At 29.3% G+C, this 15,838-nt stretch carries 18 protein-coding genes; 4 read left to right on the plus strand and 14 right to left on the minus strand.

Going from position 1 to position 15,838, the window contains the following annotated elements; genetic code table 11:
• Positions 1-26: 26 nt before the first annotated feature.
• The 12 genes from MBM09_RS08090 to MBM09_RS08145 form a co-directional block, all read right to left on the minus strand.
• Positions 27-932, minus strand: coding sequence for a mechanosensitive ion channel family protein (locus tag MBM09_RS08090; protein WP_238673198.1), 906 nt, complete (start codon positions 930-932; stop codon positions 27-29).
• Positions 933-941: 9 nt separating this feature from the next.
• Complete coding sequence (locus MBM09_RS08095) at positions 942-1,238, minus strand: chaperone modulator CbpM (protein ID WP_238673199.1); 297 nt, start codon at positions 1,236-1,238, stop codon at positions 942-944.
• Positions 1,239-1,240: 2 nt separating this feature from the next.
• The gene (locus tag MBM09_RS08100; RefSeq protein WP_238673200.1) at positions 1,241-2,125 is read right to left on the minus strand and encodes a DnaJ C-terminal domain-containing protein; all 885 of its coding nucleotides are present in this window, start codon (positions 2,123-2,125) and stop codon (positions 1,241-1,243) included.
• A complete protein-coding gene (locus tag MBM09_RS08105; RefSeq protein WP_238673201.1) occupies positions 2,126-2,338 on the minus strand; it encodes a hypothetical protein in 213 nt (70 codons plus the stop codon). It abuts the gene before it with no gap.
• A gap of 121 nt (positions 2,339-2,459) precedes the next feature.
• A complete protein-coding gene (locus MBM09_RS08110) occupies positions 2,460-3,134 on the minus strand; it encodes an ABC transporter ATP-binding protein (RefSeq protein ID WP_238673202.1) in 675 nt (224 codons plus the stop codon).
• 1 nt (position 3,135) lies between these two features.
• On the minus strand, positions 3,136-4,398 hold the full coding sequence (locus tag MBM09_RS08115; RefSeq protein ID WP_238673203.1) for an FtsX-like permease family protein: 1,263 nt from the start codon (positions 4,396-4,398) through the stop codon (positions 3,136-3,138).
• Entirely contained in the window at positions 4,398-5,477 is a 1,080-nt protein-coding gene (locus MBM09_RS08120; RefSeq protein WP_238673204.1) for an efflux RND transporter periplasmic adaptor subunit, read from the minus strand. The genes MBM09_RS08115 and MBM09_RS08120 overlap by 1 nt, the downstream gene beginning before the upstream one ends.
• A 2-nt stretch (positions 5,478-5,479) precedes the next feature.
• A complete protein-coding gene (locus MBM09_RS08125) occupies positions 5,480-6,565 on the minus strand; it encodes a site-2 protease family protein (protein ID WP_238673205.1) in 1,086 nt (361 codons plus the stop codon).
• Positions 6,562-7,164, minus strand: coding sequence for a WG repeat-containing protein (locus MBM09_RS08130; protein ID WP_238673206.1), 603 nt, complete (start codon positions 7,162-7,164; stop codon positions 6,562-6,564). Before MBM09_RS08130 ends, MBM09_RS08125 begins: the two co-directional genes overlap by 4 nt.
• 102 nt (positions 7,165-7,266) lie before the next feature.
• On the minus strand, positions 7,267-7,965 hold the full coding sequence (deoD, locus tag MBM09_RS08135; RefSeq protein WP_238673207.1) for a purine-nucleoside phosphorylase: 699 nt from the start codon (positions 7,963-7,965) through the stop codon (positions 7,267-7,269).
• Positions 7,966-7,975: 10 nt separating this feature from the next.
• A complete protein-coding gene (trxA, locus tag MBM09_RS08140) occupies positions 7,976-8,269 on the minus strand; it encodes a thioredoxin (RefSeq protein WP_238673208.1) in 294 nt (97 codons plus the stop codon).
• Between the two features lie 9 nt (positions 8,270-8,278).
• Positions 8,279-8,686 carry a hypothetical protein gene (locus tag MBM09_RS08145; protein WP_238673209.1) on the minus strand — a complete coding sequence of 136 codons (408 nt, stop codon included), beginning with the start codon at positions 8,684-8,686 and terminating at the stop codon, positions 8,279-8,281.
• A 131-nt stretch (positions 8,687-8,817) separates the two neighbouring features.
• Here MBM09_RS08145 and MBM09_RS08155 point away from each other — a divergent pair, with 131 nt between their 5' ends.
• From MBM09_RS08155 to MBM09_RS08170, 4 genes are all read left to right on the plus strand, one after another.
• Positions 8,818-10,734, plus strand: coding sequence for a PAS domain S-box protein (locus MBM09_RS08155; protein WP_370569637.1), 1,917 nt, complete (start codon positions 8,818-8,820; stop codon positions 10,732-10,734).
• 36 nt (positions 10,735-10,770) lie between these two features.
• Positions 10,771-11,826, plus strand: a complete 1,056-nt coding sequence (locus tag MBM09_RS08160) for a response regulator (RefSeq protein ID WP_238673210.1) — start codon at positions 10,771-10,773, stop codon at positions 11,824-11,826.
• An 85-nt stretch (positions 11,827-11,911) separates the two neighbouring features.
• The gene (locus MBM09_RS08165) at positions 11,912-12,760 is read left to right on the plus strand and encodes a universal stress protein (RefSeq protein WP_238673211.1); all 849 of its coding nucleotides are present in this window, start codon (positions 11,912-11,914) and stop codon (positions 12,758-12,760) included.
• A gap of 6 nt (positions 12,761-12,766) precedes the next feature.
• The gene (locus tag MBM09_RS08170) at positions 12,767-13,153 is read left to right on the plus strand and encodes a hypothetical protein (protein ID WP_238673212.1); all 387 of its coding nucleotides are present in this window, start codon (positions 12,767-12,769) and stop codon (positions 13,151-13,153) included.
• A 734-nt stretch (positions 13,154-13,887) separates the two neighbouring features.
• Here the strand turns inward: MBM09_RS08170 and upp are convergent.
• Together upp and MBM09_RS08180 are read right to left on the minus strand one after the other, a co-directional pair.
• A complete protein-coding gene (gene upp / locus MBM09_RS08175) occupies positions 13,888-14,568 on the minus strand; it encodes a uracil phosphoribosyltransferase (protein ID WP_238673213.1) in 681 nt (226 codons plus the stop codon).
• 6 nt (positions 14,569-14,574) lie between these two features.
• Positions 14,575-15,825 (minus strand): FAD/NAD(P)-binding oxidoreductase, encoded by a 1,251-nt coding sequence (locus MBM09_RS08180; RefSeq protein WP_238673214.1) that lies wholly within the window; start codon positions 15,823-15,825, stop codon positions 14,575-14,577.
• Positions 15,826-15,838: the final 13 nt, after the last annotated feature.

The following is a 15,838-nucleotide window of genomic DNA, read 5'->3' on the forward strand; positions in this document are numbered from 1 at the left end:
GGTTATGTAGTATAAAAAAAGAGCTTTTAAAGCTCTTTTTTTATACCTACTTTTAATTCAGGAATTTTAATTAGCTCTATTGTAGTCGATGCTAAAACAACTTTATCGTTTGTTTTTTCAACTTCTACACGAATTTTATCATTTAAGACATGTTTTGTGAAACGTCTTTTTTTGTAATCAACAATATATCTTAAGTTAAATTGTATCCAGTTGTCCGTTAGTGTAATCGCTAATGTTGGATCCACAATAGCATCTTCTATGTAATATTTATTTACAACCTCTTTCCATTTAGATTTTGAGTTTGTAGTGTATTCAGAAAGTGTTTCAGAAGCAATTTTAATGACAATAGATTTAGCCAGTTCTATATCCGATCCATATTTAATAGGTAAATTAAACTCATCCCAAATAAAAGGGAAATCTTGTGAGTAATTATAAATAGGACCTTTAAATACAAAGGCATTACTTAATTTTACAATCCTACCGGAATAATTATCGCTGCTTACCCATTGCCCAATTTCCATCATAGTTGTATAAATACTATCTACATCAATAACATCTCCTTTAATACCATTAATTTCAATTCTATCCCCTGGTTTATATACTTTTACTATAAAAATGTATAGCGAGCCTGCAACACTTAAAATAAGTTCTTGTAAAGTAAAAGCGATACCAGCTGTAAACAAACCAATAGCAATTGTAAAGTCTTTAATATTACCTGTAAAATAGGAGAGTGATAAAAGTATAAGAACGATGTAGCCAATAATTTCTATACCTTTTTGAGATTTGTAGCGTATAGAAGTATCAGTAACTTGTTTTCTTAAAAAGCGACGTGTTAGCTGAATTATAGTAAGAACAAATACAACTATTATTATATACTTAAAAACATTGTATAATGTTGGGTTTTCTAAAATCCACTGTTTTATTGCTTCCATTTTAAAAAGTTATAAATCTTCATAAAGCCTTAATCTGTTATGTAGCGTTGTTATTTCTTTTTTTAAAGATTCAACTTGTTTTAGTAAATTGTAAATGGCATCTACACCTTCAAGATTAATATCTAAATCATAGTGTAATCGCATCATTTTTTCAACTTCTTTTATTTGTGTGGTGTACATGTAATACTCATTATTTTGAGCAATTATTTCAATTAACTGAAATTCATGTAATGTATCTATAAAGGAGACAGGTACGTTATAACGTTTGCAAATTAACTGAACAGGTATTAAGTCTTGTATTTCCATTATTAACGTAGTTTTTGTAGCTCTTTTATTAACTCTTTTTCTTTTTCTGAAAGTCTAGTTGGTAATTTTATTTGATAAGTGATGTATAAATCACCAAATTGCCCTTCTTTTTTATACTTAGGGAACCCTTTGCTTTTAAGTTTTACTTGAGTGCCGTTTTGAGTTTCTGGTTTTATATTAAGTTTTACTTTTCCGTTAAACGTATCAACCAAAATTTCTCCTCCCAATAAGGCTTTGTATAAATCTAAATCTATGGTTGAGTAAAGATTATCCTTATCTCTTTTAAATTTTGAATGATTTACTATTGAAAACTGTATGTATAAATCGCCATTTGGACCTCCATTAATACCTTTTCCTCCATGGCCTTTTATTTTTATAATTTGTCCGTTTTCAACACCTGCAGGAATGGTAATTCTAATATTTTTATTGTTAACAGTTAAAGTACGTTTATGTGTTGTATAAACATCTTTTAAGTCGAGTTGTAATTCGGCATTAAAATCCTGACCTCTAAATTTTACTTGTGTCTGGCCACCTCTTGAAGCTCTGCCACCAAACATGTTTTCAAAAAAATCTGAAAAATCTTCTTCTGAATATCCACCTGTACCACCTTGGTAACTTTTTTGATATTGCCGTTGCTGTTTGGCTTTTTCATACTCTTCAGCATGTTGCCAATGCTCACCATATTGGTCGTATTTTTTTCTGTTTTCAGAGTTACTTAAAACTTCGTTGGCTTCGTTAATTTCTTTAAACTTTTTCTCAGCTACTTTATCATTTGGGTTTAAATCAGGATGATATTTTCTGGCTAATTTTCGGTATGCTTTTTTTATATCAGCCTCAGAAGCATTTTTTGATACACCTAAAATTTTATAGTAATCTATGAAAGCCATTTATCTATTTTTATGAGTTTCAATATGATGTTTTAATAACTGGTTTAAACTTTCCAGATAATCTTCCATGATTTTGGTATTTATATCAGGATGATTAATAGAAGGCATAGTTTCGGGAGATTCTTCCAAAAACTTGTAGAGCTCTGGGTATTGAGTTTCTATTAAAGTAGTTAACTCAACTATTTTGTTTTCTATGTTTTGTAATTCATTCATTAGCTTTCTATTTCTTAGTATTTTGAATACTAAAAGTAATTTTAAAAAGGCTAATTGTAAATGATGAATATCAGGTCTGTAAAATTAGCCTGAAGTGAATAAAAGTTAGTTGTATCAAGGATTAAGATATAATTTTACCATCTCCCATAGTAATAATCCTGTCTGTTCTTACGGCAAAGTCTTCATCGTGAGTAACAACTAATAACGAGAGACCTTGCTCATCGCTTAGTTGCTTAAAAATATTGAACACATTTTCAGAATTATGGCTATCTAAATTGCCTGTAGGTTCGTCTCCCATAATTATAGACGGATTATTAATTAAGGCTCTTGCAATGGCAACACGTTGTTTTTCACCGCCAGATATTCTAGAAGCACGCTTATTAGCTAATTGTTCTATATCTAATATTTTTAGTTTTTGCATGGCATCATGTTCAATTTCCTGATGCGACTTTTCTCCTAATTTTTTAGCAGGAAGCATAACGTTTTCTAAAACTGAAAATTCTGAAAGCAAGTAATGAAACTGAAAAACAAACCCAATATGTTTATTCCTAATGTACGATAACCTATCTCTACTATTTCCTGTTACTAATTCATTATTCAAAAACAATTCACCTTCGTAATCGGTGTCCATGGTTGAAAGAATATAGAGTAGAGTAGATTTGCCACAACCAGATTTACCCATAATAGAAGCAAATTCTCCTTTTTTTATTTTGAAATTTATATCCTTCAAAACATGAAAAAGTACAGGCTTTTTAAAGTATTTGTTAATATGTCTAGCTTCTAAAACTGTACTCATATTACTGACCTCTTATAATGGTTACAGGGTCTATTTTTTTAGCTTTTCTGGAAGGTAAATAACCGGCAAAAAAAGTAGATACCATGGCGAATAAAATACCAATAAGGTAAAACCAAGGATTAAAATTTATAGGATAGGTTTCTATGGTTGGTAATGCTTCTGTTTGAAAAGGAATTGTACTGATTATATTAGTAAATATTAAGCCAATTATTAATCCTAAAATACCACCAACAAAACCAATTATCATGGCTTGACTCATAAAAATAAGCTGTACATCTTTTCCTGAAAATCCGGTAGCTTTTAAAATGGCAATGTCATTCATTTTTTCGTAAATAAACATATTTAAAATGTTGTAAATACCAAAACCTGCAACAATAAGTAACGTGATTGAAACCGCATAGGTTATTAAGTTTCTAATAGTTGTTCCAGTTTCAAATTGAGCATTAGCAGTATTAATATCTATAGCTTTAAGATTGAATTGTTGTTCAATTTTTTTTGATAATGGGAGGGCAACATTTATATCATCAAGTTTCACATTTATGTCTGTTACGTAATTTTCTGCTTCTCCTAGAATACGTTGTACTGTTTTTAAATTTGCAAAGCTTTGAATAGCATCTATATCTGCAATCCCACTTTGATAAAGGGCAACAATTTTTAATGGAAAAATTTCGCCTGTAATGGTACTTATTTGTATACGATCACCAATATCTAAAGCCATTTTTTCGGCAATTCCCACACCTAATAAAATTCCATTTTCACTATTATGTAAAGCTTCGGGAGATCCTTTTACTATGTAATCATCAATGTTAAAATATTTAGCTTCATCAAGTATTTGGACACCTGTTAAATAGCCTCCAATTTCAATAGAACCAGCAATATAAAATATAGTGGCTTTTATTTGAGGAAGTGCACCGCGTACATTGTCTTTTTCTTCTAAATAATGAATTATAGGTAAGGCATTATGAATTTTTTTCTGACTTAATTTGGGCTTTATAGAATGCACTACATTCATACTGTTCTTAAACTCATCATATAATGCCACAGGTTGTTTTTTAGAGGGTTCTATTTCGTTGTAAATATGAATGTGTGGCGTTTGGTTTAGAATTAAATCATCTAACATTCCATTTAAACCTGTCATAAAACTAACTAAGGTTATATAAGCACCAATGCCGAAAGTAACACCTAATGCAGCAATGGCCGTTTGTTTAATTTTGGTTAACAAATGCGTTTTAGCAATGTTTAGTATGACTTTCCAGTTAATCATTACTCAGGTTTATGAATACTCGTGCTTTCGGTAATTCCAGAGATTACTTCTATAAATTCCATGTTTTGGAGGCCAGTGGTAATGGTAACAATGCCATCATCGGTTTTTACTTTGTTATCATCTATAAGATATTCCTTTGGAATAGTAAGTGCGTTTTTTTTATTTGAAATAACAATATTAGCTTCTCCAGAAAGTCCTGGATACAATGTTTTTGGTGCCTCATCAAAAATAGCTTCAACAGTAAAGGTTTGATTGCGCTCATCTTTTTTAGGATATATTTTTGAAACTTTTCCTGTAAATACTTCACCTTTATAGGCATCTAAACTAATAATCACTTTTTGGTTTTTTGTGATTTTTACAATATCTACTTCGTCTACTAGCATATCAATAACAAATTTAGTTGCACTGCCAATAGTAGCAAGTGGCTCCATAGTAGTTACAATTTCCCCGGGTTCTTTATACAGCGCATATACTTTTCCGTTTATGGTACTTTTCACAGTGAAGTCTTTAGTATTAATTAATGAAGATTGATAGTTGTTTTGGGCTTGTTTTACTGCAGTCAACAATTCGTTTTTAGTTCTGCCAAATCTACTTTGTAATAATTGTAAATTATTTGATGATAGTTGATAGTTAAGTTGTTTGGTATCATATTCGACTTTAGAACCAATGTTTTGTTCCCATAGGTTTTTTTGTCTGAAGTAATTAACAGAATCGTTTTTATACTTTAGGTTTGCTGCAATAATTTCATCTTTTATTCCGCTTAAAATGGCAGCACTTCCGTTATAGTTTTCTCTAGCCAATTCTAAAGATAATTTTGCATTTTGTGTATTAAGTTTAGGAGTGTTATTAACTACTTGAATTAAAGCATCATCTTTGGAAACAATATCACCTTCTTCAACTAAATTTTTATCTAAAATACCAGCTACAATAGCATAAACCTGATAAAGACTGTCAGGTTGAATTGTTACAGAAGTGTAAACAGACTCGGTTAAATTTCGTTTTTCAGGATATATTTTGTTTGTTTTTTTAGAACACGAAACCATGAGCAAAAGCACACTTATTAATTGAATAATCTTCATAATTAATAGGATAATTTAGCTTGTAATAAAATATATTCATTTAAGTTGGTAGCATCAATAACTCCAACTAATTTTTCTTGATTTAATACAGGGATAAATGATTTTTCTTCAGCAAAAACAATATTGTAAATTTCTTTAAGGTCATCGGTATGTTTAACAGTTTTAAAAGCCGTATCCATAATATCTTTTACTAAAACATTTTTATTGGCATTGTCTATAATATTTTTATGATATAATATGCCTTCAATTTTATGGTCTTTTACAACAACAAAGTTTGTTTCTGTACCTGAAATAATTTTGTTAACAACCACATCTATTGGGTCTTCAGGACTAAATGTTGTTATATTTATAATCATAGCATCTTCTACATTATGTCCTTTAAGTAATGCTAAATGTTGAACTATTTGGTTTTCTCCGTAGGCACCTAAAAAAATAAAAAGCGCAATAATTATTAAAAATGGATTGTATAATAAACCAAGTAATAAAAAAACAACTGCAATAAATTGACCAATACTTGATGCTATTTGTGTGGCTTTAACACGATTCATGTTCATAGCCAAAATAGCTCTTAAAATACGACCTCCATCCATAGGAAATGCAGGAATAATGTTAAATATAACCAATCCAATATTCACTACATATAAATAGAATAGGAAATTTTGAAATGTAAAACTCATTAATACCTCAAAGGTTTCTGTAAAATTTAAATGCATAAATTCATTTACAGGTATAATAAAATAAAGAATTAAAGCAATAATAATATTAACAAAAGGACCTGCTAATGTAACTAATAACTCTTCTTTGGGAGATTCTGGAATACGCTCTAAACTTGCCATACCACCAATAGGAAGTAAGGTTATTTTTTTTGTGATAATACCAAAACGTTTAGCGGTTAAAGCGTGTCCTAGTTCATGTAATACAACACACAAAAAAACAGCTAAAACTAAAGCTACATTAAATAATACACTGTTTGTAGATCCACCTTGTTTTAGTTCGCTAAAAACTATCCAAGCAATTAAAAAAAAGAATGTCCAGTGTACTTTTATCTTAATTCCAGCGACTGTACCTAAATTTAAGTTTGCTTTCATTTTATAGATTTAATAACCCATTTTTTATCTTTATTTACAATGGCAACTAAATTATTTGCAATGATTTTTGATGTGATTTTTGGAGGTTTTTTAAGAAATTTTTTATCTAAAACTACATTTACACCTTCTGGGTTTAAATAAGTCATTGAATTCCCATCCATGTCAATAATAACTTCGTAGCATTTATTATAAACTATAGGTTTGTCGAATATATCATTGGTGCCAACAGTTTTAGTTATTAATTCTACAACTAAAGCTCGATGGTTATTAAAGTTTTGAGCGTTTAAGAATTTAGGTTCAATTACAGTTTTACCGGTTTTGTCTATATAACCAAAATAGGTTATACCTTCTTTTTTTTCTGAAATTAAACATCTGTTGTTATAAAAAACAGGGTAGTATTTACCATCAATTTCAGTTACAACCAAATCATCTCTAAAAGGAATAACGATGTCGGCTTTATCATTTATAAATCCCCATGAGTTGTCTTTTTTAACAGCTGCTACGCCATCACTAAAAGGTGCTACAAAATCTAATTCTTCTGTTATTTGCGCAAATACAAAAACAGGAATTATTAACAGTGAAATTAATAGTTTTTTCATGACATATATCTTTAATATTACTTTAAAAATATAGTCTTTTAAGCTATTACAAAATGATATTCATCATGCTAATAAAAGCAGTTTACATGGATAGAAAAACAATTATAATGTACTTAAAGCAATTTCTATCATGGTGTTAAAAGTACTTTCTCTTTCTTCAGCAGATGTTCTTTTTTTGGTTACTAAAGAATCTGAAATGGTTAAAATAGATAATGCTTTTACATTAAATTTAGCTGCAATTGTATATAAACCAGCAGTTTCCATTTCTACACATAATACACCATAATCTGCCCATTTTTTATATGAGTCATAATCATCTTCATAAAATTCATCAGCAGATAATACGTTTCCTGCTTTTATGGGTATATTATTTTCTTTAGCATACAATGCTGTTTTCATAAACAACTCAAAATTTGCTGTTGGAGAATAATCGGCATTTATAAATCGAGAGTTGTTAATGCCCGAGGTTGAAGAAGCTGCCATAGCAATAACAATTTCACGTAGTTCAATATTTTTTTGATAAGAACCTGCAGAACCTACACGTATAAGATTTTCTACACCATAATCATTAATAAGTTCATGACAATATATAAGTGCAGATGGTATGCCCATTCCTGTGCCTTGTACAGAAACACGTTTGCCTTTATAATAACCAGTATATCCTAACATACCACGTACATCATTGTAGCATTTATAGTCTTCAAAAAAGGTTTCTGCAATCCATTTTGCACGCATTGGGTCTCCTGGTAATAAAACGGTTTTTGCTATGTCTCCTTTTTTTGCTTCAATGTGTATGCTCATAATTTATATGTTAGTTAGATTTTATTATATTGATAATATCATTTTTTTGTACAACTCCAGATTGTCTCCATACTTGTTTCCCTTTTTTAAAAAGTATCATAGTTGGTACACCACGAACTTGATATTTATTTGCTAAAGCTTGATTTCTATCGACATCAATTTTTATAATTTTTATGGAATCTTCAAGTTCTTTTTTTACATCTTTTAAAATAGGACCTAATACTTTACAAGGGCCACACCAATCGGCATAAAAATCGATTAAAACTAATTCACTGGAATTTATAATACTACTAAAACTACTCATGTTTTTGATTTATTTTTTTAATTCTAAATCTAATTTAGCTAACATAATCAATTCTGATTTATTTATACCAGAAAAAGAATCAGCAATTAAGCCAGCAGTTTTCAATATAAGTTTTTTTATATTGTCTGTAAATAAATGACTTTGTTCGTTTTTATAGTTTACAAAATCATCATAACATGATTTAGCATCTAAGTTTTCTTCATCATTTAACCAATCAAAAACAATTTCTATTTGGTAAGCCGCATCTGTGTCATACTCATCTTCAATAATATCAACATCTAACCATTGCTTTTTTACTAAAGTTTTTAACTTATTAAATTCTGCTTCGCGTACTATTTTATCTGCTGCTGCTATAGCATAGAATAACTTACCAAGATTTTGGTAAAACTTAAGTGTTAACTTCTTTTTAGTTTTCATTTGTAATGATATTATAACTCAATAAAATTACGCACAAGAATTCTGATTATTTATGATATTAGTCAGTCTTTTCTAAATAGAAAATGAAGATTTTTTCGTACTTTTATTACTATTTAAAAGCATAAAATTTTATGTTTAAACAAGACCAGGAAATATTCAATATTCTGTTAGAAACTGTTTCTGAGGCTGTATTAATTGTTGATAGCCATCAAGTTATAATGGAAGTTAATGTCTCTGCAGAACATATTTTCGGGTATTCAAAGAAGGAACTAATGGGTAGGGAGCTTAACTTACTTATTCCTTCAAATTATCATAAAAGTCATTCCAAGTATTTTAAAAAATTTATTAAAAGAGGTAAGCGCCGAAAAATGGGTCAAGCCACAGATATTTATGCTTTAAAAAAAGATGGAGATATTTTTCCTGTTGAAGTAGAATTAAATCCTTTTAAAATCTATAACAAAATATATGTTATGGCATTGATAAAAGATATTTCTGAAAGAAAAGAGATAGAAAGAAACCTCATGCTTCGTACAAAAGCATTACAATCGGCAAATAATGGTATAGTTATTACCGATGCCCAAAAACACGACAACCCTATTATATATTTCAATTCAGCTTTTCAAAACCTTACAGGATATTCAGATGCTGAAATACTTAATAATAACTGTAGGTTTTTACAGGGAACTGATAGAGATCAAAAACCGCTTGCAAAACTTAGAGAAGCCATAAAAAAAGGTGAGAGTTGTCAGGCAACATTGCGTAACTATAAAAAAGATGGTACTATGTTCTGGAACGATTTATACATCTTTCCTATAGCTAATACTAGAGGTGTGGTTACAAATTTTATAGGTATACAAAATGATGTTACACTTAGAAAAAAAACTGAGGAAGAACGGCATCATTTAGCTTCTATTTTTGATGAATCATTAAATGAAATATATGTTTTCGATACAGAAACACTACAATTTATAAATGTTAACTATGGAGCACAAAGAAATATTGGTTACACTCTAGATGAGCTAAAAACCATGACACCTCTTGACATTATATCTAACGAAAATGAAATTGAATTTAGAAACACAATTAATGTGCTGCTAAAAAATAATGTAAACAAAATAGAGTTCGAAACATTAAATAAGCGTAAAGATGGTACAGAATATCCTGTAGAAGTGCATTTGCAGCTATCTAACTTAAACGAAAAGGCTGTTTTTGTTGCCATTATTTTAGATATTACAGAGCGAAAAAATTATACCAGCAAACTAGAAAATAAAGTTGAAGAAAGAACAAGACAACTTAAAATAGCACTTAGTAAAGAAAAAGAGCTAAACGAATTAAAAACCAACTTTTTATCACTAGTTTCTCACGAATTTAAAACGCCTTTAAGTGCCATATTAACATCTAGTCAATTACTCACTAAATATCAATTAACCGAGCAACAGGAAAAGCGAGATAAACATATTGAAACTATAACCAACAAAGTTCATTTTTTAAATAATATAATAAACGACTTTTTATCTGTAGAAAAACTGGAAACAGGTAAGGTTAATTATAAGTTCAATCATTTCAGGCTAAGTAAAGTGGTTAACGAGGTAGTGTATAACGCTAATATGCTTTTAAAAGAAGGACAACAAATAAATTACCCAGAAAATATTGATGAGATTTCACTCTATCAAGATGAAAAAATTATTCAGTTAATATTTTCTAACTTAATACATAATGCTATAAAGTATTCTCCAGAGGGTTCTGCAATAGATTTACACGTTAAACATGATGCTAATTTTACTACCTTAACTATAAAAGATAATGGAATAGGTATTCCAGAAAAAGATCAAAAAAGCATTTTTGAGCGCTATTTTAGAGCAGAAAACGTATTGAATACCCAAGGCACAGGAATAGGATTAAATATAGCTAAAAACCATTTAGAAAACCTAGGCGGTACTATTAGTTTTCAAAGTAAAGAACATGAAGGAACCACTTTTGTGATATCATTTCCTAATGTGGTAAATCATGAAGCTTTGGGAACAGAAATTTTATCTCACAAAAATTAAATGATTTTTTGTGTTAACTAAAAACAAATATCACATATGAAAACGGTTTTACTTATTGAAGATGATGTTGTTTTAAGAGAAAATACTGCAGAACTTTTGGAGTTGTCCGATTATAAAGTTTTAAAAGCTTCTAACGGAAAAATAGGAGTAGAACTTGCTAAAAATAAACTACCAGATATAATTATTTGCGATATAATGATGCCTGAGTTAGATGGTTATAGTGCGCTTCAAATCCTTTCAAAAAATAAGGCTACTAATCATATTCCGTTTATATTTTTATCTGCTAAAACAGAACGTAGTGATGTTAGAAAAGGCATGAACTTAGGTGCAGATGACTATATAACCAAACCTTTTACAGAAGATGAACTTATTAGTGCGATTAGAAGTCGTTTAGCAAAAGTTTCTATTTTACAAGATTTAAAAAGTAAACAAAAAAAAGAAACTCTACAAAATGATGAAGGTGAAATAAAAACACTCAACGATTTAAAAAACTTTTTTGATGATTATGGAGAGGAATTCACGTTTAAAAAAGAAAACGTTATTTACCATGAAGGCGACCACTCTAATTACATATACTTAATAAATAAAGGAGCAGTAAAATGTTATAGAATTGACGAACAAGGTAAAGAACTTGTAACTGCTTTATATAAGGAAGATGATTTATTTGGTTATACATCATTCACACAAAACACGCCTCATAAAGAAACTGCAACTGCTATTGCGAATACTAAACTATTAGGTATTTCTATTATAGATTTTAATGATTTACTTAATAAAAACCATAAAGTTGTATTGGAGTTAATAGAATTACTAACAGATGATTTATCTGTAGTTAAAGAACAGCTCTTAGAAATGGCTTATGGAACCGTTAATAAAAAAACAGCATCTACCATTTTAAAATTTGCCGAAAGAATTAATCGTAAACCAGAAGATCCCATAAAGATTTCTAGAAACGATTTAGCTAGTGTTGCAGGTATTGCTACCGAAACATTAATTAGAGCATTAACCGAGTTTAAAAAACAAGGAATTATTAAAGCTGAAGGAAGAAATATTAAAGTTGTAGATATTGAAAAATTAAAAAGTATCAGTTAGTTGTAATTCATTGTATCAAAATGACATATATCATTTTATCAAAGGTATCTAATATATAAATTAGTACGTGTAAAGATGCTGTTAGATGAAAAATATATTACTACCCACAGACTTTTCAGAAAACTCGTGGAATGCAATTAAGTATGCTGTCAATTTTTTTGAAAAAGAAGCATGTAACTTCTACCTATTGCATGTAAACAGGATAGGTAACAACATTATGAACGGTTCTCCGTATATAGCTACAGAAGAGGTTTTAGAAGAAGTATATACAAAACCTGTAAAACAGCAAATACGTAAAGTTTTAAAACGTATTGCAAACCATTTTCCACCTAATAAGGAACACAGATTCTATTCTCTTTCCGATTACAATTTCTTTATTGAATCTATAAGAAAACATGTTGAAGAAAAAAACATAGACATTATTGTAATGGGCACAAAAGGCGCTTCTGGTTTAAAAAAAATTATAATGGGAAGTAATACTGGTGATGTCATAACAAAAGTAAAATGCACAACTTTAGCAGTACCAGAAGATGCCGAATTTGTTAAACTTAATGAAATGGCTTTTCCAACAGATTTTTCTTTGAATTATGATATACAAATACTTCAACCACTTACAGATATTTTAGAACATTATGAAGCCATTTTAAGAATACTTCATATTAGTAAAAAGAATACAGATTTAAACATTGAACAAAAAAGAAACAGAGAATTATTAGGAGATTATTTTAACGATAAAAAACATAGTTTTCATTATTTAACAAACAAAAAAGTAGAAGATGCTATACAATGTTTTGTTGAGAGTAGAGATATAAACATGATTTGTATGGTAGCGAAAAATCTAAATTATTTTCAGCAGATTTTATTTCATTCAAAAATTGAAGAAATAAGTTACCATACCGAAATACCCTTTTTAGTGTTACACGAAAAAAATTAAAAAATTATGGATAATTCAGTTTTTTTAGCAAAGTTTTGGGGTTGGTATCTTATTATATTCTTTTTAATATTAAGTTTTAATCCAAAACGTATAAAGCAAATTTTTACTGATTTAAAAGATGAAAAATTTCTTATTATAACTTCTTTTATGGCTATAATAGTAGGGTTGTTAAATATTTTATTTCATAATATTTGGGAACCAAACTGGAAACTTATTATAACATCTATAGGGTGGATTTCTCTTTTTATAGGATTGTCCCTATTTATTTTTCCAAAACGAACTGTAGTCGTATTAGAGTTTATTAATATAAAATTAGTGCAACTTATTTATACGTTATTGTTTTTTACAGGTGTGTTTTTATTGAATATAGCATATGGAATAATACCAGTATAGTTTTTCTAAACTGATATATATCATTGTCTATTTGGTTATCACAAAGTATATTAGCATCATAATTAAAAAGTTCTTTTACATAGTTTAAAAAATATAGGTGTTGTTATCGCAAGATGATGATGCCGAAACAAAGTGTTTGAAGCTATTGTTTAACTAGAAAACCCAGATGTTGTTTTTAGTAATAAAGATGATATCGTAGAAAACCGAAAGTTAGATTATGACATTAGATACTTTGGAGAAACAGGAAGTTTCGACTTCCTGTTTCTTATAAAATATAGGTATTGTTATTGCAAGATGATGATACCAAAACAAAGTGTTTGAAGATATTATTTGACTAGAAAACTTCAATGTTGTTTTTAGAAATAAAGATGATGTTGTAGAGAACTGAAAGTTAGATGATGAAATTAGATACTTTGGAGAAACAGGAAGTTTCGACTTCCTGTTTCTTATAAAAATTATCAGAGTTTTATATTGAAGAATATTTGACACTGAGATGAAATGTTTGAAGGTATTATCACAAGATTTAATATGGCTTTCAATAGGGATATTAATGATTAGAAAAGGTTAGTTAGTAAAATCAAGCATTTCAAAAAGGAAACAGGAAGTTTACGCTTCCTGTTTCTTGCTTATCAAGTGAATAGGGTGGCTATTAATCAATTCACTTAATTTAATAATGTGATGAAAAAGGGAATACTTTTAAAGTATTCCCTTTTTTGTTAGTAATTTCTTGACGCTTAGTCTTTTTGTTTTTCAAGTTTTAAACCAAACGATAAATCTCCTGCATCACCTAGCCCCGGAACTATGTAAGATTTATGGTTTAATTCATCATCAATTGTAGCAATCCAAAGTTGAGTGTTTTTGGGAAAAACGGCGTTTACATAATCTACACCAGGTTTAGAACCTATTACCGATACTATATGAATTTCTTTAGGTTTTCCGTGCTTCTTTAAAGCATTGTAAACATTTTCTAATGTTTTACCTGAAGCTAACATGGGGTCTATAAGTATAAGTATTTTATCATCTAAATTTGGAGCTGCCAGATATTCAACAACTATATTTAAAACATCATCGTTACTGTTATGATTAGAAAAATGCTGTCGGTAAGCCGAAATAAATCCATTTTCAGAATCATCAAAAAAATTGAGCATGCCTTGGTGTAGCGGTAAACCTGCTCTTAAAACAGAACAAAGTACTAACTTATCTTTCGGTAAATTTACATTTTTTGTTCCCAGCGGTGTTGTAATAGTTTTATTCTTGTAAGCTAAAGTTTTACTTAATTCGTAACCTATAATTTCTCCAGTACGTTCTATATTCTTTCTAAAACGCATCATATCTCTTTGAATAGTAACATCTCTTAATTCGGCTATAAACCGATTTAAAACAGAGTTTTTATTACTAAAATCGTGTACAATCATGTTTTACTATATTTCTATACCTTTTAATAATTTGTTCCAATATAAATAGGGGAGAATGTATTTTTTTAACACCCATAGCCGCCAATGTTCTTGTGAAGAATCTTTAATAAAAAGTCTTTTCATTAACTTAGGGTCTGGAGTAAAATTTTTGTCATAATCAAACTCTGCCAATACCATTTTGCCATAACCAGTAATAAATGGGCAAGAAGAATATCCGTTGTAAGTTTTGTTACTTAATTTTTTTAATTCAATCAAATTGATGAGGTTATAAACCACTACAGGCGCTTGTTTGCGTATTGCAGCACCTGTTTTAGAAGTTGGTAAATTACTAACATCACCAAGACTAAAAATGTTCGGGTATTTTCTGTGTTGTAATGTATATGGATCTATATCAACCCATTTACTATTATCTACTAGTGGTGAGTTTTTTATAAAATCTGGAGCTGTATTAGGAGGTACTAAATGGAGCATATCATATTTAATACCTACTAATTTATCTTTATCATGAAGCTCAACTTCTGTTGGGTTCATTTCTTTAAAACCTTCGGTAACTTTAAACCAAGCAATTTGATTTTTACTGTCTATTTTTTTTAATTCATGCTCAAACTTCACATTAATGCCTCTTCTGTTTACAATCTTTTTAAGTGTTTCAGTTATTTCTGTTACAGAAAAAAGCGCATCTCCAGAGGTTGCAAAAACTACTTTTGTTTTATCTTTTAAATTATGCTTTTTAAAATAATCATCGGCTAAATACATTATTTTTTGTGGTGCACCTCCACATTTGTAAGGTTTTGGTGGTTGCGTAAATAATGCTGTTCCTCCTTTAAAGTTTTTAATAACTTGCCAGGTGTGATTTGGATTTGTATAATTACTACACACCACACCTTTATCTATAGCATTGGGTAAACCCGCTACCAAACTGGTGTCTAATTTCAAACCTGGACAAACAATTAAATAATCATAACTGTAATTTTTAAATGAACCTGTAATAACAATATTATTTTCAGGATCGAAAGAAACTACACTATCTCTTATCCATTTGGCATTTTTAGGTATAACCGATACCATTGGTCGTTTTGTGCGATTGTAATTAAAACTTCCTGCTCCAACTAATGTCCATGCAGGTTGATACCAATGAGTATCTGATGGTTCTATGATTGCCACATCAAGCAACGGACTTTTTTTTAGTAATAAACTAGCAGTCATTATGCCTGCAGTTCCACCACCTACAATTATTATTTGATGATGTGTTTTCATAATATTTATTTTA

The organism is Flaviramulus sp. BrNp1-15 (assembly GCF_022259695.1).
Classification (GTDB): domain Bacteria; phylum Bacteroidota; class Bacteroidia; order Flavobacteriales; family Flavobacteriaceae; genus BrNp1-15.